At 63.1% G+C, this 22,392-nt stretch carries 16 protein-coding genes; 7 read left to right on the top strand and 9 right to left on the bottom strand.

The genetic code is table 11. From position 1 onward, the window contains the following. Positions 1-7 precede the first annotated feature (7 nt). Positions 8-1,792 carry an L-lactate permease gene (locus NJU76_RS10635; RefSeq protein ID WP_254528322.1) on the bottom strand — a complete coding sequence of 595 codons (1,785 nt, stop codon included), beginning with the start codon at positions 1,790-1,792 and terminating at the stop codon, positions 8-10. A gap of 725 nt (positions 1,793-2,517) precedes the next feature. Between NJU76_RS10635 and NJU76_RS10630 the strand changes: the two genes are divergently transcribed. Together NJU76_RS10630 and NJU76_RS10625 are read left to right on the top strand one after the other, a co-directional pair. Further along, positions 2,518-3,042: an LUD domain-containing protein gene (locus NJU76_RS10630; protein WP_254528320.1), complete on the top strand. Its 525-nt coding sequence runs from the start codon at positions 2,518-2,520 to the stop codon at positions 3,040-3,042. Beyond that, positions 3,035-5,266: an LUD domain-containing protein gene (locus NJU76_RS10625; RefSeq protein WP_254528319.1), complete on the top strand. Its 2,232-nt coding sequence runs from the start codon at positions 3,035-3,037 to the stop codon at positions 5,264-5,266. Before NJU76_RS10630 ends, NJU76_RS10625 begins: the two co-directional genes overlap by 8 nt. Before the next feature lie 283 nt (positions 5,267-5,549). On the opposite strand, the gene NJU76_RS10620 is transcribed toward NJU76_RS10625, so the two are convergent. Together NJU76_RS10620 and NJU76_RS10615 are read right to left on the bottom strand one after the other, a co-directional pair. Further along, entirely contained in the window at positions 5,550-7,622 is a 2,073-nt protein-coding gene (locus tag NJU76_RS10620) for an AMP-binding protein (protein ID WP_254528318.1), read from the bottom strand. Positions 7,623-7,624: 2 nt separating this feature from the next. Continuing rightward, the gene (locus NJU76_RS10615) at positions 7,625-8,482 is read right to left on the bottom strand and encodes an SDR family oxidoreductase (RefSeq protein WP_254528317.1); all 858 of its coding nucleotides are present in this window, start codon (positions 8,480-8,482) and stop codon (positions 7,625-7,627) included. A 228-nt stretch (positions 8,483-8,710) separates the two neighbouring features. On the opposite strand from NJU76_RS10615, the gene NJU76_RS10610 reads away from it, so the two are divergent. Then, entirely contained in the window at positions 8,711-9,427 is a 717-nt protein-coding gene (locus tag NJU76_RS10610; RefSeq protein WP_254528316.1) for a helix-turn-helix domain-containing protein, read from the top strand. Between the two features lie 841 nt (positions 9,428-10,268). On the opposite strand, the gene NJU76_RS27035 is transcribed toward NJU76_RS10610, so the two are convergent. From NJU76_RS27035 to NJU76_RS10595, 3 genes are all read right to left on the bottom strand, one after another. Beyond that, the gene (locus NJU76_RS27035) at positions 10,269-10,625 is read right to left on the bottom strand and encodes a hypothetical protein (protein WP_425604267.1); all 357 of its coding nucleotides are present in this window, start codon (positions 10,623-10,625) and stop codon (positions 10,269-10,271) included. Then, complete coding sequence (locus NJU76_RS10600) at positions 10,588-11,757, bottom strand: pyridoxal phosphate-dependent aminotransferase (protein ID WP_340681232.1); 1,170 nt, start codon at positions 11,755-11,757, stop codon at positions 10,588-10,590. Before NJU76_RS10600 ends, NJU76_RS27035 begins: the two co-directional genes overlap by 38 nt. A gap of 170 nt (positions 11,758-11,927) precedes the next feature. Continuing rightward, positions 11,928-12,200, bottom strand: a complete 273-nt coding sequence (locus tag NJU76_RS10595; RefSeq protein WP_425604266.1) for an arginase family protein — start codon at positions 12,198-12,200, stop codon at positions 11,928-11,930. Positions 12,201-12,233: 33 nt separating this feature from the next. On the opposite strand from NJU76_RS10595, the gene NJU76_RS10590 reads away from it, so the two are divergent. The 3 genes from NJU76_RS10590 to NJU76_RS10580 all read left to right on the top strand — a co-directional run bounded on the left by NJU76_RS10590 (position 12,234) and on the right by NJU76_RS10580 (position 17,333). Next, complete coding sequence (locus NJU76_RS10590) at positions 12,234-12,539, top strand: DUF7518 family protein (RefSeq protein WP_254528312.1); 306 nt, start codon at positions 12,234-12,236, stop codon at positions 12,537-12,539. Positions 12,540-12,640: 101 nt separating this feature from the next. Next, complete coding sequence (smc, locus tag NJU76_RS10585) at positions 12,641-16,213, top strand: chromosome segregation protein SMC (RefSeq protein ID WP_254528310.1); 3,573 nt, start codon at positions 12,641-12,643, stop codon at positions 16,211-16,213. Beyond that, positions 16,206-17,333 carry a segregation and condensation protein A gene (locus tag NJU76_RS10580; RefSeq protein ID WP_254528308.1) on the top strand — a complete coding sequence of 376 codons (1,128 nt, stop codon included), beginning with the start codon at positions 16,206-16,208 and terminating at the stop codon, positions 17,331-17,333. Before smc ends, NJU76_RS10580 begins: the two co-directional genes overlap by 8 nt. A gap of 805 nt (positions 17,334-18,138) precedes the next feature. Here the strand turns inward: NJU76_RS10580 and mtnP are convergent. Next, the gene (gene mtnP / locus NJU76_RS10575; protein WP_254528306.1) at positions 18,139-19,005 is read right to left on the bottom strand and encodes an S-methyl-5'-thioadenosine phosphorylase; all 867 of its coding nucleotides are present in this window, start codon (positions 19,003-19,005) and stop codon (positions 18,139-18,141) included. 199 nt (positions 19,006-19,204) lie between these two features. Between mtnP and NJU76_RS10570 the strand changes: the two genes are divergently transcribed. Further along, on the top strand, positions 19,205-20,671 hold the full coding sequence (locus NJU76_RS10570; protein ID WP_254528297.1) for an MATE family efflux transporter: 1,467 nt from the start codon (positions 19,205-19,207) through the stop codon (positions 20,669-20,671). 103 nt (positions 20,672-20,774) lie between these two features. Here the strand turns inward: NJU76_RS10570 and NJU76_RS10565 are convergent, their stop codons facing one another. After that, positions 20,775-21,503 (bottom strand): sporulation protein, encoded by a 729-nt coding sequence (locus NJU76_RS10565; RefSeq protein ID WP_254528294.1) that lies wholly within the window; start codon positions 21,501-21,503, stop codon positions 20,775-20,777. Positions 21,504-21,655: 152 nt separating this feature from the next. After that, the gene (locus tag NJU76_RS10560) at positions 21,656-22,354 is read right to left on the bottom strand and encodes a phosphoribosyltransferase (RefSeq protein WP_254528291.1); all 699 of its coding nucleotides are present in this window, start codon (positions 22,352-22,354) and stop codon (positions 21,656-21,658) included. Between the last annotated feature and the right edge of the window lie 38 nt (positions 22,355-22,392).

Here is a 22,392-nt window from a genome sequence, read left to right as displayed (position 1 = left end):
CGGGAACTCAGAAGAGTCCCGGGAAGAGGACGTAACTGAACACCGTCGCGAAGATCCCGACCCCGATTGCGTAGTACAGCAGCGGAATCAGGTTCAGTCGCATCACGCGCCCCTCCTGACCGACGAGACCGACAGTCGCGACCGCGGCGACGACGTTGTGGATCGCCACGAGGTTGCCGATCGCGCCGCCGACGGCCTGAGCGCCGACGATAAGCTGCGTAGGGAGGCCGAGCTGACTAGCAGCCTCGAACTGGAACCCGCCGAACGTAATGTTCGAGACGGTGTTCGAGCCGGCCATCGCGGCGCCGAGCGCGCCGATGAGGGCGGCGATGAACGGATACGCCGGTCCGACGAGATCGGCAGTCGCCTGTGCGAGGACGAAGATCATGCTCTCGGCTCCCTCGGCGTGAGCGCCGGACTGGAGCATCACCTGCACCATTGCGATGACGAACACGAGCGCGATCAGCGGCGAGACGAGCTTCTGGAGCGCCTCTCCCCAGGCGGCCCTCACCCGCTCGCCGTCCATTCCGTAGAGTGGGATCGCGAACAGGGCACAGACGAAGAGCCAGAAGCCCGGCACGTAGACCCAACTGATGCCGCCACCGAGCCCGGTTCCGAAGATATCCGGCCACGACGTGTTGAACAGGATCGAGAACTTGCCTACCCCGATGACTTCCCGCTGTAACAGTGCTGGAAGCGGATCCACGATGCGAGTGACTACCAGCAGCGCGACCAGCAGGATGTACGGCGACCAGGCGCGCAGCAGGGACATTTGCTGGACGGACCCGTGCTGGACGCCCCCCCCATCAGCGACCGCTGTGCCGTCGCCCGTTCCGCCAACGGCGCCACCGCCGCTCGACTGTCCAGGTTCGATCGTCCCGACCCAGTGGGCGGGCCACTTCTCGCGGTCCGGGAAATCCCATTCCTCGTCCGGCACGAAGTAGCCGGCCTTCAGCGCGCCGACGACGATCGCGCCGCCGACCATCGCGCCCATCAGCGAGGGGAACTCCGCGCTGACCTGCGCCGCCAGCCAGTACGGAACCACGAACGCGAGGCCGGAGAACAGACACAGCGGCGCGACCTCCCACGCCGGCTCGAGACTCCGTTCTTCGGTGTCGCCGAAGAAGTAGACGACCATGCCGACGGCGAACAGGGGCATGACGAACCCGACCAGCGCGTGGTACGTCGCGGCCCAGACGGCCACCTCGACCGAGTACGCCTGAACCGTGAAGCCGGCGTCGGTGATCGCCGTCTCCGTCGCCGCCGTCGACCCGAGTGGGGACTCGATTCCGACGATGATCGGCGTCCCGACCGCACCATACGTGACCGCGAGAACGTGACCGATCAGACCGGCGATAACTGCAGCGAGCGCTGGGAAGCCGAGTGCGAGCAACAGTGGCGCAACGACCGCGGCGGGCGTCCCGAAGCCAGCCGCCCCCTCGATGAACGCTGCGAGGAAGAAGCCGATCAACACCACTTGCACGCGGCGATCGTCGCTGATCTGTGCGAATCCTTCGTTGATCCTGTCGAAGGCACCCGCCTGCATCAACGTGTACAGCAACAGCAGCGCGCCGAAGACGATCCAGAGGATCTGGACCGCCGTCATCGCTCCGGCGATCGACGCAGCGACGATGTAGTCTCCAGGCATCCCCCAGACGCCGAACCCGATCACCACCGCCGTGATATACGCGATCGGCATCGCCCGCGTCGCGGGCCACAGAAGACCGACGAGCAACACGCCGGCGAGCACCAACGGTGTCGCGGCGATCAGCACTTCGACTGGGCTAGCCATGGATACCACCCCGACGTTTCGACCCCGGAGCTGCCGAGGGACGGTCGTTACCGATGCCATGTGGAACTGTTTCTGGCATGGAGGAGGAACTGTAGAAAGTCACTATATACTCTTCGATCGTTCACGTTGAAAGATCCGCCGAACAGTCCGTTGTAACGCCTGTCGGCCGATTTAGACTCGATATCGGACGTCGTTCGTAACTACCGTGAACGGCTGCGATTGTGAGGTTATATCGTGTTTACGGTTCACAGAGGTAGGAAGCTAAGACGATCGGACGCAATCGACGTGGGTTGTCGAAAACAAAGCTCTCGAGGCTTTATTAGACGAAATTGTGGCCGATCCAGTCGATAACCTCGTATTCGCCGGAGAGGTGGTCCCCGTTACATCCAGTTCACATGAGTGAATAGGTTCTACAGTCGTATGAAGAGGTCCTACAGTTGTGTGAAGAGGAAGTACAGTCGTGTGTAGTGGCCTCTACACACGAGTGCTGAGGTTACAGCGACTGGAGCGCGCTCACAAATTTCCCGATTCAGTCGCAGTAAGCCTCGATTCGAGTAGCAATTCGCGTCTCGCGAACGATCGAATCGATATCGATCGACGACCTGCCGAGACATCGGGTCCTTCCGACAGCGGTAGTGGACCGGACGTCGTCTGACCCACCGATGACGGCTTATTACGCATGAACGAACAGAACAGTAAAATAGGCACGGTCGTAGCATCGTGCTATGAGTGTCCACACAGGATCCATCCCAGAGCGGTTCGACGCCGCGCTCGCGGACCTCGACGTCGCGGTCACGCACACCGACCCGACGGGGTTCGATCACACGCTAAAGACGATTGTCCGTGATCCCGCGATCGGAACGCCGCTTCCATTCGAATCGGTCTCGCTCCCGAACTGGGTAGACGAGTCGACACCCGCGACCCTCAATTCGGCGTCGACGGGAATCACGGCGGCCTCCATTGGCATTGCTGACTACGGAAGCGTGGTCCTTCCCGCGACGCCGTCGGGCACCGAGCAGGTGAGCCTCTTTTCCGACCTGCATGTCGCCGTCGTTCGCGTGGACGACATCGTCCCGGACATGCGGACGGCGATCGACCGGCTGGGGCCCCGACTCAGGGACGGCGGCAGCGCTATCGTCGCCACGGGACCAAGCGCGACCGCCGACATGGGTGCGCTCGTTCGGGGCGCTCACGGCCCAAGGGAAGTTCACGTGATCGTCCTCGAAAACGGGGATGAGACGAATGAGTAGCGTCGATCGTGAGGCGAAAGCCGCTCAGATTCGCCACCTTCTCGAGACCGAGGGGGACGCAGTCGAAGCGAACACGCTCGGCTTCAATCGGGGCCGATACGAGTCGGTCGCGGACCTAGAGGACTACGAGGCGCTGAAAGAGGAGGCCCGCGCGATCAAGGAAGACGCGATCGAACGGCTCCCAGAACTCGTAGACGACCTCACCGCGTCCGTCGAGGAAAACGGCGGCACAGTCTACCTTGCCGACGATGCGGCGGACGCGAACCGCTACATCCGAGACGTCGCGACCGAGACGGGGGCTGATCGGGTCGCCAAGTCGAAGTCGATGACCAGTGAGGAACTCGAAGTCAACGACGCACTCGAACGCGACGGGGTCGACGTCGTCGAGACCGACCTGGGAGAGTGGGTCCTGCAGCTCGCCGACGACGCGCCCTCACACATCGTCGCGCCGGCAATCCACAAGTCCCGTGAGGAGATTGCCCGGCTCTTCGGAGAGCAATTCGAGCTTGAGGAGCCGCTCGAAACTGCCGAGGAGTTGACGATGTTCGCCCGTAAACGGCTCGGCGAACTGATCGAGGAGGCGGACGTCGGCATGACCGGCGCGAACTTCATCACCGCGGATTCGGGGTCGATCATGCTGGTGACGAGCGAGGGTAATGCCCGGAAGTCGGCCGTCGTTCCGGACACCCACGTCGCCGTCGCCGGCGTCGAAAAGATCGTCCCGTCGGTCGAGGATCTCGCCCCCTTCATCGAACTGATCGGCCGATCGGGGACCGGTCAGGACATCACTTCGTACGTCTCCTTGCTGACGCCGCCGGTCGAATCTCCTATCGTCGACGTCGAGGAGCCCGATGTCGCGTTCGCTGACCGAGACGATCATCGAGACTTTCACCTCGTGTTGATCGACAACGGCCGCACGGCGATGCGCGAGGACGACCAGCTTCGCGAGACGCTGTACTGCATCCGGTGTTCGGCGTGTGCGAACTCGTGTGCGAACTTCCAGTCGGTCGGTGGCCACGCCTTCGGCGGGGAGACGTACACCGGCGGGATCGCGACCGGGTGGGAAGCCGGCGTCCACGGCACTGACAGCGCAGCCGAGTTCAACGACCTCTGTACCGGCTGTACGCGCTGCGTGAACGCCTGTCCGGTCGGAATCGACATCCCGTGGATCAACACCGTCGTCAGGGATCGGCTCAACCGCGAAGGCGACGACGGTCGGTTCGAGTTCGTGTACGACGAACTGGTCCCCGACGAGGAACCCGGCGGCCTCGACCTCCAGAAGCGACTGTTCGGAAACTACGAGACGCTCGCGAAAGTCGGAAGCGCCACCGCCCCGGTCTCGAACTGGATGGCCGATCTCGGCCCCGTCAGGGCGCTCATGGAGCGCGTCGTGGGCATCGACGAACGCCGGGAACTGCCGGCGTTCCAGCGCGAGACCCTTCGAGACTGGTACGACACGCGCGGGCCGCGGATCGACACCGCCGACGCGGACCAGGAGGTCGTCCTGTATCCCGACACCTACACGAACTACGTCGACACGGATCGGGGCAAGGCCGCCGTCCGCGTCCTGGAGTCACTCGACGTTCGCGTTCGAATACCCGCAGTCGGCGAGAGCGGACGTGCGCCGTTCTCACAGGGGATGGTCGCGACCGCCGATCGGCAGGCGAGCCGCGTTTACGCGGCCCTCACCGAGCACGTCGACGCCGGCCGGGACGTCGTCGTGATCGAACCCAGCGACCTCGCGATGTTCCGCCGCGAGTACGAGAAGCTCCTGCCCGAGCGATCGTTCGAACGACTCCGCGACAACAGCTACGAGATCCTCGAGTACGTCTATGGCGTGCTCGAGAACGGCGGCGACCCCGGGAAACTCCGAACGGCTGACGACGGCCCGGCGATCGCTTACCACGCGCACTGCCAGCAGCGAACGCTGGAACTCGATCGCTACACGACCGCCGTCTTGGACTACCTCGGATACGACGTCGTCGAGAGCAACGTCGAATGCTGTGGGATGGCCGGCAGTTTCGGCTACAAGCGCGAGTACTACGGGTTGAGCATGGACGTCGGCGAGCGACTTGCGAGTCAGTTCGTCGAACCCGAAGCGCGCGACCGACTGGTCGTCGTCAGCGGAACCTCCTGCGAGGAACAGTTGGGGGACCTGCTCGACCGCGACGCGGTCCATCCAATAGAGGTCCTCGATCCGGGCTCCCACCGGCCCGAAACCTGAAGCGAACGCGGTTCTCGCGACGGACACGCCGACGCGGTATCTTGCGCTCTGGGAGACGTTCGATGGGGCTAATTTCCGCTGGAATTCACGAGTCGCCGACGGAGGTGACGGCGAAGCTCCTCGGCTCAGTCCGCATTCGGTGCCGTTTCGAGTTCGGATAGTGCCGGCTCGTCGGCTTCCAGCGTCGGTGCCGTTTCGACGGTCAGTTCTACGACGTCACCGCAACAGACGGATCGGGCTCCGTTTCGGGACTCGCGGTACCGTTTCGAAGGAGGACCGCCCGTCAGCGGGCGTTCTCGAGGTCCTCGAGCGCCGCTGGATTCTCGATGCTGCTCATGTCACCCAAGTCCTCGCCGACGTACGTCCCCTGAATGGCCCGCCGGATGATCTTGCCCGACTGCGTTTTGGGGAACTCGTCGACGTAGAGCACTTCGCGCGGCCGGAACGGCTTGCCGAGTTCCTCGCCGACCTGTTCGCGCAGTTCCGCCCGGAGGTCGTCTGTCTCGTCGACGCCCGACTCGAGGACGACGTAAGTGACGACGGCGGTGCCGGTCGTATCGTCGGGCGCACCGATCGCCGCGGCCTGATTGACCGCGTCGTGGTCGATGAGCGCCCCTTCGACTTCTGCGGGGCCGACTTTGCGGCCCGCGACGTTGAGCGTGTCGTCGGCCCGGCCGTGGAGGAACCAGAACCCGTCCTCGTCCTTCTGGGCCCAGTCACCGTGATTCCACATGTCCTCGAAGGTCGACCAGTACTCCTCGAGATAGCGGTCGTCGCCCGACCACAGCGATTTCGTCATGGACGGACACGAGTCCCTCGCGACGAGGTAGCCGCGTTCGTTCGTCTCTTTGATCGAGGTCCCTTCGCGGTCCACGATGTCGATGTCCATCCCAAGTCCCGGCCCGCCGAGCGTACAGGGTTTGAGCGGTTCCGTCGGCATCGGCATCAGGAAGCACCCGCAGATTTCCGTCCCGCCGGATATGTTGATTATCGGACATTTTTCCCCGCCCACGTTCTCGTAGAACCATTGCCAGGATTCGGGATCCCACGGTTCGCCCGTCGATCCCAGGATCCTGAGACTCGAGAGGTCGTGCCTGGCGAGCCAGTCGTCCCCGTGTTTGCGAAGCGCCCGGATCGCGGTCGGCGAAATCCCGAACTGCGTGAGTTTGTGGCGGTCGATCATCTCCCAGAAGCGATCCGGCTCGGGGTGGTCCGGTGCACCTTCGTACATGAAGGCAGTGCCGCCGAACGTATGGGTGCCGATCAGCGTCCATGGCCCCATCATCCAGCCAATATCGGACACCCAGAAGAAGCGATCGGCGGGTTTGAGGTCCATCCCGAAGTACACTTCCTTCGCACACTGGACCTGCGCGCCCGCGTGGGTGTGGACGATTCCCTTCGGCTGTCCGGTCGTCCCCGACGAATAGAGGAGCATCGACTCCTGGCTTGAGTCGAGCGATTTCGTCTCGTACTCGTCGTCCCGTGATTCGACGGCGTCGGCCCACCACTCGTCGCGGTCGTCGTCCCAGGGAATCTCGTGTTCGCTCGCTCGAGCGCTCGAGCCGAGACGATCGAAGACGATCGTGTGCTCGACGTGCCCCGCTTCCGCGATCGCTTCGTCGGCCGCGGACTTGAGGAAGACGGGATCGCCGCGCCGGTAGAACCCGTCCCCGGTGAACAGCACCAAGGGCTCGGAGTCGGCGATCCTGGTCGCGGCCGCGTCCACGCCGAAGCCGGAGAAGATCGGGACCGCGATCGCGCCGGTCTTGAAACAGCCATAGAGGATCGAGACGACTTCGGGAACCATCGGCATGTAGAGTGCAACCGTATCGCCGGTCTCGATGCCGCGCTCGGAGAGCGCGTTGGCGACCTGGTTCGACTGCCGGTGAAGTTCGTGATACGTCACTTCCCGGACCTCGCCGTCCTCGCCCTCCCAGATGGTCGCGACTTTGTTTCGGCGCTTCTCATCGACGGCGGCGTGGCGATCCACGACGTTGTGGGCGACGTTGAGTTCCCCGCCGGGATACCAGTTCGTGAACTGCGGCCCACCGCGATTCGCGGTTGCACTGCTCGCCTCTTCCGAGGCGCTTTCCGCCTCGCTGTCGTCTCGCACCTCGTCGTACGGTTCGTAGAAGTCGATCCCGAGGTAGTCGACCAGTTCGTCCCAGAACCAGTCGACGCCGCTTTCGGGTTCGCCCTCGACGGCCGTCGTCGTCCGCTCGATCAGATCGTCGTAATCGTCGATCTCGTACGCCTGCATGAAGTCGTACACGTTCGTCGACTCGACGAACTCCCGATCGGGTTCGTGGACGATCTCGTCGATGTCCTCGAGGCTCGGACTCGTGTTCCCAGACATTGTCACTCGTAGGTTAGCGTCATCCCACCATCAAACAACAGGTCGCCGCCGTCGAGGTGCCGGCCGAGATCGGAGAAGCCAAGCAGGAAGAGGTTGGCGACGTCGATCGGCTCCATCATCTCCTTGACGCGCGACTGGCCGAGCATAACGTCTTCGATCACCTCGTCGACGCTGATCCCGCGCTGTTCGGCCGTGTCCTCGAGCTGGGCCGTCACTAGCGGCGTCTTCACGTAGGCGGTGCTGATCGAGAACGCCCGAATCAGCCCGTCCCCTTCGGCCGCGATCGACTGCGTGAGCCCGCGTAGACCGAACTTCGAGACGTTGTACGCGACCTTGTCGCTGGTGACGTAGTGGCCGTGGACCGACGCCATGTTCCCGACGCAGCCCTCGCCGTTCTCGCCACCCTGGAAGTGGGGAATACACAGTTTCGAGAGGTAAAGCGGCGCCCGGAGCATGATTCGATGCATGCGGTCGTAGGTCTCCATCGGGAAGGAATCGATCGAATCGATGTGTTGCATTCCCGCCACGTTCGCCAGGTACGTGAGATCGCCCAGTTCCGCGGCCTCCTCGACGATACGCTCGAGGTCGTCGTCGACGGTCAGATTACCGGGAATCGACGTGATCGTCCCCTCGAGGCCGAGGTCCGTGCCGCGGTCGACCGTCCCCTCGAGTCCCGCCTCGTCGACGTCGGTGGCGGCGACGGTCAGGCCGTTTCCGGCGGCCGCCAGCGCGGTCGCCCGTCCGATACCTGAGGCCGCGCCCGTCACAAGACAGACGTTTCGATCGGTAAACGACTCGTCGGAGAACGTGTAGATATTGTCGCGGGTCACCGTCGGTGGCGTGACGTTGTTCTGAGACATTTTCTCCACCGATTTATTCGGTAGAGATACTCTAAAATGTCGCTATTAACATATAAACGGTGACATCTCCGTCAGACGAACGGAGTACGAGGAGGAGTGTGAGCGAGCAGCTATGTGTCTGTTTCGCCGACCACCTCAGAATATCAGTTACCCAGTGTTTGTGTCAACAGTGGCTATGTGTAATAACAACTATTAATACATTCTATGATAGTATGTCTCTCAATAGCGATGATCGACCTCGATATCGATATGCGGCAGTACGATTGTCCGTTCATCGATACGACCGACGACGTCGATATCGCATTCTCGGCAGTCCAATGGCAACTCGACACCGACGCCGAAAAGCTCGAGACGAGGCTCATCGCCAGAGCGGATTCGAGAGAGACACTCGACGATGGCCTGCGGGTCCTTCGGGAACACCCCAATATGACGGACTGTTATATCATCTCGAAGCGAGACGGTGTCGCCCAGATTGGTACGAAAATCGAGCAGACGAACGCGATGCGGTCGATCCAGCGGAACGGCGGCTACATCACTGGTCCGTTCCAAATCGAGAACGGCCGTGAACGGTGGCACGTCGGATTCGACGCGGACGAGGACGAAGACTGCGCGCTCGCGGAGCTTGAGCAGCACAACGATTACAGGGTCAAGGACCGCGATCAGTTCGGCCCGTCGACGCTGTTCGACCTGCTCGAGAACTCCGAGAGCGCGATGCAGATGCTCGAGGGCTGCCGGTCGCTGACCGAAACCGAACGGAAAACGTTCGAAGCCGCCTCTCAACGCGGCTACTACGAGACGCCACGAGGTACGACGCTCGACCAACTCGCGGACCACTTCAACGTCTCGAAGACGGCCGTCTCGATGAACCTGCGTCGAACTGAGCGGAAGGTTCTGCAAGCGGCCCTTGGCGCGCTCGAACGGATGGACGAGCGCGAATCGCTGTAAGTGTATCGGGACGGGCACACGGATGACTGCTTCTGGAGGGTCCGGCGCGAGTGGAGTACGCCAAGATTCGATACGCGAAGGCGACTGTTTCGGATCGAGCCCGAGCGACATCGCGACATCCGTCGGCTGAGACCCGTGCCGAGAGAGGCGCTGCTCGGACCGATACTGACCATCGCGCCGTCTCGCCGTGACGATCCTTCGGTGGTCGGCAGCGCACGGCCGTTGGCAGTCTCCCGTCGGTCCGCCGGAGTGCAGAGAGACCGACGTTCGAGCGCGGAGAGTGGAGCCGCGGCGACTCGAGCAGGTCACCTGACGCGTCACCGGGTCCGCGGTCGTCGTGGTCGCGGGTGCGACGATCGTCCCGGTGGTCGGGTGAACCGGCCGTCGTGGCGTTTCCGGCCAGTCGTCCCGTCGCGGCCCAGGTCGGTTCGGTTGGCCACCGACGCTGGCTCGAAGGGGCGTCGTCGCTCTCCCCTCGACCTTTGGCTCGTGGATCGGCCGTCGACCGATCAGTACCGATCGCTCCGACCCTCTTCGAGCGACCAGTAGTCGCTGTGGGTCTCGATCGCCCGGTCGACTGCTCGCCTGGCGAGGTTCGGATTGCCGGACAGCCACGCGAACAGGTCGTCGATCTCGGATTAAAGTCCGAGCGCCCTCGAGGACGCCCAGCGTCGCGTACGCGCGGTGGGTTAATCAGATAGTCACCCTCCTGGACGAAGGCGAGGGAGCCGCCAGCGTGATCCGCCGTGAGTGACCGCGCCTGTTCACCCAGCGATTCTGAGCCGGCCTTTGTGACGGCGTTCTGTCCGAGCGGGTCCATACAGCCGGTCCTGCCCCGCGCTCACGAGTATGACGTCGGGATCCTACGCCGCGAGAACCGGATCGACGAGTTCGTCGGTCGCGTACCAGTAGCCGTCGTCGCCGGTGCCGGCCGGGCGGCGACGTTGTTGAAGAAGCAGAAGCCGTCGTTCTGGGACGACTGCGCGTGGTGGCCGCTCGGGCGGACGAGCGCGTACAGGAGGTCCGACGACTCGGGGTCGACGGCGCATTCGGCGGCAGCGATCGCCCCATCGGCACTCGTTAGTGCAATGCGATAGGTTTCGGCGTTGCCGCCGGTTTTCGACGTCAGGCGGCCCCCGCCATCAGCAGCCCAGGACCGATCACCACCAGCGGTTCTCTCGCAGTCGATCGACCGCATCCCGAATCGTCTCCTCGTTGCGCGAGAAGGTAAACCGAATCCAGTCCGCGTCGGCGTCCGGATCGGTGTAGAAACTGCTCCCTGGGACGGCGGCGACGCCGGCCTCACGGACGAGCCGGTAGCAGAACTCGCGGTCGTCCTCGTCGGTCGGATACCGGGTCATGATATAGTACGCGCCGTCCGGCTCGACGGGATCGAGCCCCGCATCGACGAGCCCCTCGTAGAGCAGGTCGCGGCGCCGCTCGTAGGAGTCCGACAGCTCCTCATAGTAGGCGTCGGGCAGCGAGAGCGCCTCGACGCCCGCGCGCTGGAACGGCGTCGGCGCGCAGATACTCGTGTAGTCGTGGACCTTTCGCAGTTCCCGAGAGAGGTACTCGGGGGCGTGACAGAAGCCAACTCGCCAGCCGGTGACGCTGAAGGTCTTCGACATCCCGGTACAGACGACCGTCCGATCCGCGAGGTCGCCGACCTCGACGGGGCTCAAATAGTCGTCGTCATAGACGATGTGCTCGTATATCTCGTCGGTCAACACGAGCAGGTCGTGCTCAAAGACGATTTCCTCGATCTCCTCGAGTTCGTGGCGAGTAAACACCTTCCCGGTCGGGTTCATCGGGGTGTTAAGCACGAGAATCCGGGCGTCCTCGGCCGCTGTCGCGAGCCGATCGAAGTCGATCTCGAGGGTGTCAGTGACATCGAGGGGAACCGCCGTTGCGCCGGCGAACTGGCTGGCGGGAATGTAGCTCTCGTAGACGGGTTCGAAGTAGATCACCTCGTCGCCCGGTTCCGCGAGCGCGAGCATCGTTGACATGATCGCCTCGCTGGTCCCGCTCGTGATCGTCACCTCCGTCTCGGGGTCGTACTCGACGCCCTTCCAGTCTGCGTATCGGTCCGCGACCGCGTCTCTGAGGTCCGGCAACCCCCAGGTGATCGTGTACTGGCTCTCGACGTCGATTGCGTCCTTGGCGGCCGTCTCGATCTCGACCGGGGTCTCGTCCGCGTCCGGAATCCCCTGGGAGAGATTGATCGCGCCTTTCCGGACCGCCTCCCGCGTCATCTCGCGGATCACCGATTCGGCGACGCCGCTTGTCCGATCCGTCCCGACCGCCGGCGGCGTACGCCGCCGCTCGCTCATGAGCCGATCACCATCACGGTCGCGTTCGTGGTAGTCGTCACGTTCGAGTCCATCGTCCGCTCCGTATTCGTCGTTTCCATCGGGGGTCACTCGGCGAACAGCCGCTCGAGAAGCATCACCAATACGTACGACGCGAGTCGTTCGATTCCCTCGCTCGAGTCGTATACGGACTACTGTAACGATGTGCCGGTGCACCCGCAGGACGGTCGCGGTTGCACCGGCAATGACTTACAGCAGACCGTATATTCGGGGGCAACCTCCATCATGTCGTCGGCACTGACGGCGTCGTAGGTACCGAGCACTTCCATCGCTTTCCTGGCTTCTCGAACGGCCAGCCCGCCGGCAATCGGTGTCCGAGTCCCTGGCGCGCGGTCTGCAGTCTCCGTCGCCTGGGCCCGTACCGACGACGCCGAACTGTAAGGAGAGATATATTCGTCTGACATACGTTTATGTGGTCGGACGGGTCCCTAGCTGATATGTCGAACAACCGCGTCGAAACACTCGAATCGACGGTCGCTGAACTCGAGTCGACGGTAGAGGGGCTGACAGGCGAGCTTATCGAGGCGAAAGAGCGGATTCGCGTTCTCGAGGGCGAACTCGACGCCGACACGCCGACGCGCGTCCCGGAGCGACGCAGCGATGGAGCGCAGTCCGAGCCCGAGGAAACGCCGGAAGCCGAACCCGACGAAGTGGCCGAAGCGACGGCCGATACCGATGGTGAGACGGAGACTGCCGGCGACGAAGCGGAAGACTCAGGTAACGACGACATTATTGTCGCATAACTGCAGTCGGTACCCGAATCCGACGCCGCAAACGCGAACGGTGATGCGGTGCCCGACTCCGCGGCCGCATACCACGGTGGAACGGAGGACTTGTAACGAGAATGTATATCAAAGCGCTCGTTCTGGACAACTTCAAGAGCTTCGGCCGAAAAACCAAGATCCCGTTCTACGAGGATTTCACGGTCGTGACGGGCCCGAACGGCTCGGGCAAGTCGAACATCATCGACGCCGTTCTCTTCGCGCTCGGACTGGCCCGGACCCGCGGGATTCGGGCCGAGAAACTGACCGACCTCATCTACAACCCCGGCCACGAAGACGGGACCGCTACCGACGGACCCCGCGAGGCCGTCGTCGAGGTCATCCTCGACAATTCCGATCACACGCTCGAGCGTTCACAGGTCGTCAACGCGGCCGGGAGCGAAGACATCGGTGACGTCGACGAGATTACAATCCGGCGCCGCGTCAAGGAGACCGACGACAACTACTATTCCTACTACTACCTCAACGACCGCTCGGTCAATCTCTCCGACATCCAGGATTTGTTAGCCCAGGCTGGCGTCACTCCGGAGGGCTACAACGTCGTCATGCAGGGCGACGTCACCGAGATTATCAACATGACACCCCACTCCCGCCGGGAGATCATCGACGAAATCGCGGGTGTCGCGGAGTTCGACGCCAAGAAAGAAGACGCCTTCGCGGAACTCGAGACGGTGCAGGAACGAATCGACGAAGCCGAACTCCGGATCGAAGAGAAACGCGACCGACTCGACCAACTGGCCGACGAACGACAGCAGGCCCTTCGCTACCGCCGGCTCCGCCGCGAGAAAGAGGAGTACGAAGGGTACAAAAAGGCCAGCGAACTCGAGGAGAAACGCGACGAACTCGATTCGCTCGAGTCGAATGTCGACGATCACGCGGACGAACTGCGGGAACTCCAACGTGAACTCGACGAACGCGAGGGAAAAGCCGTCCGCCTGCAGGAAGATCTCGAGGACTTGAACGCTGAGATCGAGCGGAAAGGCGAGGACGAACAGCTCCGGATCAAAAGCGAGATTGAGGAGATCAAAGGCGACATCTCACGGCTCGAGGACAAGATCGAGGCCAGCAAAGGGGCGATCGAGGAAGCCGAATCCGATCGCCGGGAGGCGTTCGTTCAGATCGACCGCAAGCAAGAGACGATCGAGGATCTCGAGACGGAGATGCGAGACTACAAACTCGAGAAGGCCTCGATCAAGGCCGAAATTCAGCAACGTGAGGCCGAGCGTGAGGACCTCGAGGCGGAGATCGATGCCGTCGATACCGAGTTCGACGAACTCAAAGCAGAATTGAGCGATCGAAAGGACGAACTGGAAACGGAAAAGACCGCGAAGAACGACCTCCAGCGCGAGCAAGATCGGCTGCTGGACGAAGCCCGTCGGCGCTCGAACGCCATCAGCGAAACGGAAGACGAGATCGAGGACAAACGCGCGGAGATCCCGGAAATCGAGAGTCGGCGGGGAGATCTCGAGCGAGAACTCGAGAAAGCGAAGCGAAACCGGACGAATATCGCGGCGGTCGTCGACGATCTGAAAGACGAAAAGCGCCGCCTCCAGTCGGATGCCGACGACCTCGACGACGAGATACAGGCGAAGCAACAGGAGTACGCCGAACTCGAGGCCAACGCGGGCGAAAGCGGCGATTCCTCGTTCGGCCGTGCGGTCACGACGATCCTGAACTCGGGAATCGACGGTGTCCACGGCGCTGTCGCCCAGCTCGGTACCGTTCCAGGTGAGTACGCGGTCGCCTGTGAGACGGCAGCCGGTGGCCGCCTCGCGAACGTGGTCGTCAACGACGACGTCGTTGGCCAGCAGTGTATCGAACACCTCAAGTCCCGAAACGCCGGTCGCGCGACCTTCCTGCCGCTTTCGGATATGAGCCAGCGGCAACTCCCGAACGCACCGAGCGGCCCAGGGATCGTCGACTTCGCGTACAACCTCGTCGACTTCGACGCCCAGTACGCCGGCGTCTTCTCGTACGTCCTCGGGGACACCCTGGTCGTCGAAGATCTGGAAACCGCTCGCTCGTACATGGGCGACTACCGGATGGTGACGCTGGACGGCGACCTGGTCGAAAAGAGCGGTGCGATGACCGGCGGATCCGGCAGCGGCTCGCGCTACTCATTTACCGGCGGTGGGGAAGGCCAACTCGAGCGCGTCGCCAAACAGATCACCGAGTTACAGGACGAACGCGAGTCCCTCCGAGAGGAACTTCACAGCGTCGAAGAGCGCCTCGACGACGCCCGCGACCGCAAGAGCGACGCGGCCGACGAGGTGCGATCGATCGAAGCCGAACTCGAGGCGCTCGACGACCGACGCGAAACGATCGAGGCGGGGATCGAGACGGCGGAGGCGAACCTCAAGGAACTGCGCGAGGAGCGCGAGTCCGTCGACGAGCGGATGAACGAGATCGCAGACGAGATCGAAGCGAAGACGGCGACGGTCGAGGAGATCGAAGCCGACATCGACGACCTGGAGACCGAACTCGCGGACTCGAAGATACCCGAGCTGACCGATCAGATCGAGGAACTGGACGCCGAGATTGCGGAGCGTGAGCGGCGAATTCAGGACCACGACGGCAAACTCAACGAACTGAGCCTCGAGAAGGAGTACGCCGAGGACGCAATCGAGGATCTTCACGACGACATCGAGACCGCCCAGAACCGCAAAGCCGAACACGAAGAGCGGATCGACGAACACGGCGCACAGATCGAGGCAAAACGCGAGACGCTCGAGGAAAAACGCGACGCCGTCGCGGACCTCGAAGACGAACTCGCCGAGTTGAAAGACGATCGGAGCGACCTCAAGGAGGAACTGAGCGAGGCCCGAGCCGAACGCGACCGACAGCAGGATCGGGTTAACGCCGTCGAGAGCAAGCTCGAGAACGCTCGCGAGCGCGCGAGTAGCCTCGAGTGGGAGATCGAATCGCTGGAATCGGAGGTCGGGGACTACGATCCGGAGGACGTCCCCGACCACGAGACGGTCCTCGAGATGATCGACCACCTCGGTACGGATATGGAAGCGATGGAGCCAGTGAATATGCTCGCGATCGACGAGTACGACGCGGTTCGAAGCGACCTCGAGGATCTCGAGGAGGGCAAAGCGACGCTGGTCGAGGAAGCCGACGGGATCCGTGAGCGCATCGAGCAGTACGAAACCCAGAAAAAGGAGACGTTCATGGATGCATATGAGGCGATCGCCGATCACTTCACCGAAATTTTCGAGAAGCTCTCAGAGGGGACGGGAACGCTGCACCTCGAGAACGAGGACGATCCGTTCGACGGCGGGTTGACGATGAAGGCCCAGCCGGGCGACAAGCCGATCCAGCGGCTCGACGCGATGTCCGGCGGCGAAAAGTCGCTGACTGCGCTGGCGTTCATCTTCGCGATCCAGCGACACAATCCGGCGCCGTTCTACGCGCTCGACGAGGTCGACGCCTTCCTCGATGCGGTCAACGCCGAGCGGATCGGCGAGATGGTCGACGAACTCTCCGAAAAGGCCCAGTTCGTCGTCGTCTCCCACCGAACGGCCATGCTCGATCGCTCCGAACGAGCGATCGGCGTCACGATGCAACAGGACAACGTCAGCGCGGTGACTGGGATCGATCTGAGTAGTGGAGAGGTGCCGGCTGATGACTAGCGAGTCGCGCAGCGAGTCGGAAACGTCGAGCGGGGAACGAAGCGACCCGCGAGACGGGCAAGGCTCCGAGGAGTCGAAGACGACGATGGAGGCCTCCGAAAAAGCGAGCGGAGAAACTCGAGACGACGAGATTCCGCTGAACATCGTCGGACACGAGGATCGAACGCGACCGGGCGATTCGAGGTCCGAGAGGGCCACCGAGTTGGATGCGAGCACGGGCGACAACGAGTCGGTGCTCGAGTTCACGGAGGGTGACTCCGCCGACGCCGCGGACGAGGGAGGCACGGTCGATGGGCCCGGGGGCGAAGACGAAGTCGAGCCCGTCGAACTGCTCGTCACGCTCGCGAAAGACGGCGAGATCGACCCGTGGGATATCGACATCGTGGCGGTCACCGACAAGTTCCTCGAGGCGCTCGACGACGCCGATCTGCGAACGTCGGGGCGGGCGCTGTTCTACGCGAGCGTCCTTCTGCGGATGAAAAGTGATGCACTGTTCGCCACCGACGAACCCGAAGACGAGGACCTCCCGCCGTGGGAAGCACCCTTCGTGGACGACGGTGCGATGGCCGCCGACGGTGACGACGGCAACGACTGTCCACCGGGATTCGATCCCGTCGAGAATCTCGAGGCGGAAATGGAGCGCCGTCTCGAGCGCAAACACGCGCGGGGGAAACCGGAGACGCTGGACGAACTGGTTCGCGAACTCCGGACCGCCGAACGCGACACGTGGTGGAAAGAGTCGCGCAGCTACGACACGAGCGACTCGCCGTCGGGATACGGTCGCGGCGTTCAGGAACTGAACTACCACTCCGGCGACGACTTTCGAGTGGACGATGAACCGACGAGCGACGAGGTCACGCACACGGCCCACGAGGAAGACATCGAGGCAGTCATCGACGACGTCGAAGCGGAACTCGAGCACCAGTACGGACAGGGCCGGGACGAGGTGCTGTACGCCGAGATCGACGAGATCGGCGGTACACGAGTGATGACCTATCTCGCATTGCTCTTTCTGGCCCACCGCGGTCGGGTCACGCTCGAGCAGGACGAACTGTTCGGCGACCTCTGGGTCACGGAAGCGACGGTGGAGTCGGAGCCGAGCGAAGCGATCGCCGACTGATCTGCTTCGGTTTCGGTCGGCCGTACCCACTCGAGCGCTCACACGCGTTTAGCTGTAATTGAGGGCGCTAAGCCCCCTTCTGCTCACGGCGACGCCGTTCGCATGGTCAGCGGGACCGACGGTCCCGCGCTATCCTCAGCGAGCGAAGCGAGCAGGGAGGGGAGACAGCGCCCGCACGCTTGTTTTCGCGTGAATCGGTACTCTTATTATCCCTTCGGTCGAAGGTGAAAGTAAGATGCTCACCACGCTTTCGGCGTTGTTCAAACGCGACAACAAGCGTGCATCGTCGGTTGTGGTCGAGTGTCCAACCGGGAGGAGTGGGACACTCCGAACCACCTGTAACGGGAAGTCGCCTGCGGAGTCTGGAACCGTCCGCAGAACGTCAACGGCGTTCTGCCGGGCCGCACGAGACGCTCCGCGTCTTGTGGACGCTGTGGGATCTGGTCCTGCACGTTCCGACACAGAAACAGGAAGTTCCGTCCGCACCAAGCGAGGGCCGGGGAGGCCCGAGCGCGGTAGGGCGGAGTAGTTCACCAGCCACTGACGTTTCGTCGATGTGATGCCCAGACCGGACGACGCCCTCTTTCGATTCCGGACCGAGACGTACGCGGTGATCCAGAAGTTGCTGCCGATCGCACTCTCGCGGGGCCCTGGGAGTCGATCGGAACGACGAGACCACGGCGCTCGAACTCGAGCGGGCGTTCGAGTGACTTTCTCCGCCGTAAACGGCGGTGTTCTCGCCACGAAAAAGGGGATGGTGAGATACCGAACCGAGGTTGCCCATCGGTTCAGAGAGCGATTGAGGTCACTCCCGGTCCAGATACTCGCCAGCTAACAAATCGACGCGCTCGAGCGTCTCCTCCGGAATCGCTTCAACCGGGGTATTGATCGTCCCCTCGAGTGCGCTCCAGAACTCGCTGTGGAAGTCGTCGGGCATTGTCTGGATGGCGCGTTCGACGACGGCGTTGATTGCGTCCTCGTTGACCGCGGCGTTCTCGAGGACTTCCTCGAGGGTTACCTCGCGGTCGTCCTTCCAGACGTCGTAGTCGGTAACGCCAGCGATCGTGGCGTAGCTCAGTTCGGCTTCGCGAGCGAGTTTGGCCTCCGGAATGGCGGTCATTCCGATGATGTCCCAGCCCTGGGACCGGTAGAACTCGCTTTCGGCCCTCGTCGAAAACTGCGGCCCTTCGATGCAGACGTAGGTCCCACCTCGTTCGGTCTTGGTCTCGCCGTCGGTCACGTCCTCGGCCGCGCTCGCGAGGTGAGAGGCCATCTCCGGGCAGTACGGGTCGGCAAACCCCATGTGGACGACCATCCCGTCACCGAAGAACGAAGCTGATCGGTGCTTGGTTCGGTCGAAAATCTGGTCGGGAACGACCAGCGTTCGGGGTGGCAGATCCTCGCGCAGGCTCCCGACCGCGTTCGTCGCGATCACCCGATCGACGCCGACCGCCTTGAGCGCGTAGATATTCGCCCGGTAGGACGTGTCGGTCGGCGGATACTGGTGACTCTTACCGTGGCGCGGAACGAACGCCACCGAACGCCCGCCGAGTTCGCCAAGTGTCACCGCTCCGCTCGGCTCGCCGTAAGGCGTTGAAACCTCCTCTATACGGGTGTTCTCGAGTGGTAGTGCGTCGTAGATGCCGCTCCCGCCGATAACGCCGATCGTCATGGCAGAACGTGAGCGGACCAGGCCCCTAAATGTCCGGTTGCAGTCTCCGATCTCGGGATCTCACCGGCGGTCAGGCGGAGGCGACCGTGTAACGGGCGGACCGCCGACGTGGCCGTTCGGCCGAACTGCGTTCGGAGTGAATGGTTGGAGCTATCATAGTTCACAAATATCCAAGTATGGTCCCACCCACTTCGCGGATATGGATGGTGGCGAGGCGGTGGACGGTGGAGCCCTCACCGAGGGCCCGCTCGTCCGACCGATGATCCGGTTGGCGTGGCCGCTGGTGGTAATCCAGTTGTTGCAAGTCGCCTACAACGTGGGGGACACCTTCTGGCTCGGCGCACTCTCGCCCGACGCAGTCGGGGCGGTGAGCCTCGCCTTTCCGCTCCTCTTCTTACTGATCGCGATCGGCGGGGGCTTCACGACGGCCGGCGCGATACTGATCGCCCAGCACACTGGTGCAAAGAGCGGCGAAGCGGGATTGATCGCCGGACAGACCCTCACGTTCGTCTCGCTGGTCGCCGCCGGACTGGGTGCGATCGGCTTCGTCGCAACGGACCCGATGCTGGCGGCGTTGCCCGCCGACGAAGCGACGCGAGCCACGATCATCCCGCTCGCCGCGGGGTATCTCCGGATCTTCTTTCTGGGACTGCCCTTCCTGTTCGGCTTCTTCGTCTTCGTCGCGCTCATGCGCGGCTATGGCAGCACTCGAGCGCCGATGCGCGTGATGCTCGTCAGCGTCGTCGTCAATCTCGCGCTCGACCCCCTGTTCATCTTCGGCGTCGGGCCCCTTCCCCGCCTCGAGGTCGAGGGGGCCGCTGTCGCGACGCTCATCTCACGGGGGATCGCGACGGCGATCGGGTTCTACCTGCTGTACTACACCGACGTCGGGCCGGACATCCGGGCGGCCCACCTCCGACCGCGTCTGGAGTACGTGGGAACGATCACACGACTCGGGATCCCGACGGCGCTCGAGCAGTCGATGACAGCACTCGCGCTGGTCGCGATGACGGCGATGGTCGTTACCTTCCCGCCTGCGGTGGTCGCAGCCTACGGGCTCGGCAACCGGCTGATCTCACTGGCCTTCCTGCCGGCGATGGGAACGGGACAGGCGACGGATACGATCGTGGGCCAGAATCTGGGTGCGGGCAAGCCCGATCGGGCGGCGCGAGCGGTCCGGATCGCGGCGAGTGCGATTGCAGCGATCATGTTCGCGGCGGGGGCGCTCGCGTTCCTGTTTCCGGAACCGTTCGTTTCGGTGTTCGTGACGGCCGACGCAGCGGGCAAAGCGGCGACCATCGACTACGGGTCGACCTACCTCAGATTCGCTGCGGTCGCCTTCGTCTTCATGGGTGTGCTACAGGTCGTCCAGGGTGCGTTCCGCGGTGCGGGCAACACGAAGACCGCGCTCGTCTTCGCCGTCCTGGGATTGTGGATCGTCCGCGTCCCCGTCACCTACTATCTGCTCTTCGTCGGCGATTGGGGGCCGACGGGCATCTGGACGGGCGTGGTCGTCGGCGATGTCGTCGGCGCACTCGCGGCGGCCGCGTGGTTCACCCGGGGAACGTGGAAAGGGACCATCGTGGACGGGAGCGATCGACCGGCCGAACCGACGAACGAACAGGAACCGCCGGGAACCGCAGATACCGAGTCGACCACGGAATAACACGTTCGCGTTCGTCTCACCGAACGTCGGATTCCGAACTGGCTGCGGAATAACGCGTCGCCGTCTCCGAGCGGATTCGAACGTCCGACTCGAGACGATCGAGTCAGCAGTTCCGTTCGATCACCGTCCGCAGTCGCCGCTCAAGGTCGTCGCTGTCAGCGTTACTGAGCGAGAGGCGATCGGATCGTTCGTCGACGTCGAAGTGTTCCGACAGCAACCCGCCGCGGCGGTCGACCTCGAGCAACAGGTCGAACCCGCCGTCGTCCGGAATCGGCACGACTTCCAGTTCGTCCAGTTCACCGGCGAAGGGACCGGAGCGGGGGACGAACTCGAGTTCCTGAACGAATCGGTGGTTCGCGAAGAGCGATTCTGTTCCCTCGCATTTCGCCGTTCGGAGCGTAAAGCCCAGCGACTCGAGTGCATCGAACAGCGCCCGCCGAAGCGGATCGGGTTCGATCTGGAGGTCGTCGCGGTCGTCCGGATCGACCGCCCAGTCGATGTCGAGGCCGGTATCGAGCCAGACGCTCGTTCGCCCCAGCGTGACGGGGGTGTGGTATGGGACGTCGATCGTGACGGTGAACGACCGTTCTTCGTCCGGTTCGATCGTGAACGAGTTGCCCGCACGGAACGTGTCGATCTTCGCCGATCGTGTGCTCTCGTCGGTCTCGTAACGCGTCGCGAGCGCGAAGTAGACGTCGTCGACTTCCTGCACGTCGTTGCCGCCCGTGACGTCGACTCGCGCTTCGACGGATTCGCCCGCCGTCAGCGTCGTCGGGAGGACCGCATCGACCGTCGCCGAACCGATACCGAGATTGGAGAGGATTCGTTTCACAGGACGGGGCTCGACCGACGCAGGTAAAAAATTTCTGTTTCATTGACAGCAAAGCGGGATTGTTGTGACGATAGGGAGCGACCACAGCCTGGCCGAGGGGAATGCAGTCCGTCAGAGAACATCCAGTCCGATCCCTCGCTCGGTGCCCGCCGCTATTCGTCGACGAGCGCCCACTCATCCGAGCCGACCGACTCGAGAATCCGGCGCCGCTCCATCTCCGCGAGGACTTCCGGTAACCGATTTGGCTGCGCGATCTCCATTTCGATGCGCTCGATGCCGTGGTGTTCGGTGAGAAAGTGTCGAATCTCGTCGTTCGTGAACGACTCCTGGTCGGCCTTCGCCATCGCGCTCGAGATCAGGTCGATCATGTCCTCGATGAAGTTCCACGGATAGACGACCCAGGTCCAGTCCTCGAGGCGTTCGCCGATGTAATTCGGCTGGAATTTACTGGTTCCTAACAGTTGCAGCGTCGCAGTGCGAACGGCACCGGCGTTGCGGTCGTCGACGTACTCGTAGGCCCGCTGTATCGAGCCGCCAGTGTCGGCGATGTCGTCGATGATGAGGACGTCCTTGCCCTCGACGCTGCCCTCGGGCATCGGATAGCGGATGGTCGGCTCGCCGGATTTCTCGGCGGTACCGACGTAGTGTTCCATCTTCAGGCTCGTCAGATCGTCCAGGCCGAGGAAGTCACAGAGACAGCGTCCCGCGAACCAGCCGCCGCGTGCCAGCGCGACGACGACGTCCGGTTCGAACTCGTCGTCGCGCACGTCGTCGGCAACGTCCCGACACAGGCCGTAGATGTAGTCCCAGTTTGTTACCGTGCAATCGAAATCGTCCGGAAGATCGGACATGTAATGGCCACCTACCCGGTGTCTCGAGCGCGGTCCCC

It is taken from the genome of Natrinema gelatinilyticum, assembly GCF_024266705.1.
Lineage (GTDB): Archaea > Halobacteriota > Halobacteria > Halobacteriales > Natrialbaceae > Natrinema > Natrinema gelatinilyticum.
Note: the sequence above shows the minus strand (reverse complement) of the source record. Positions and strands in the feature narration are given on the sequence as shown.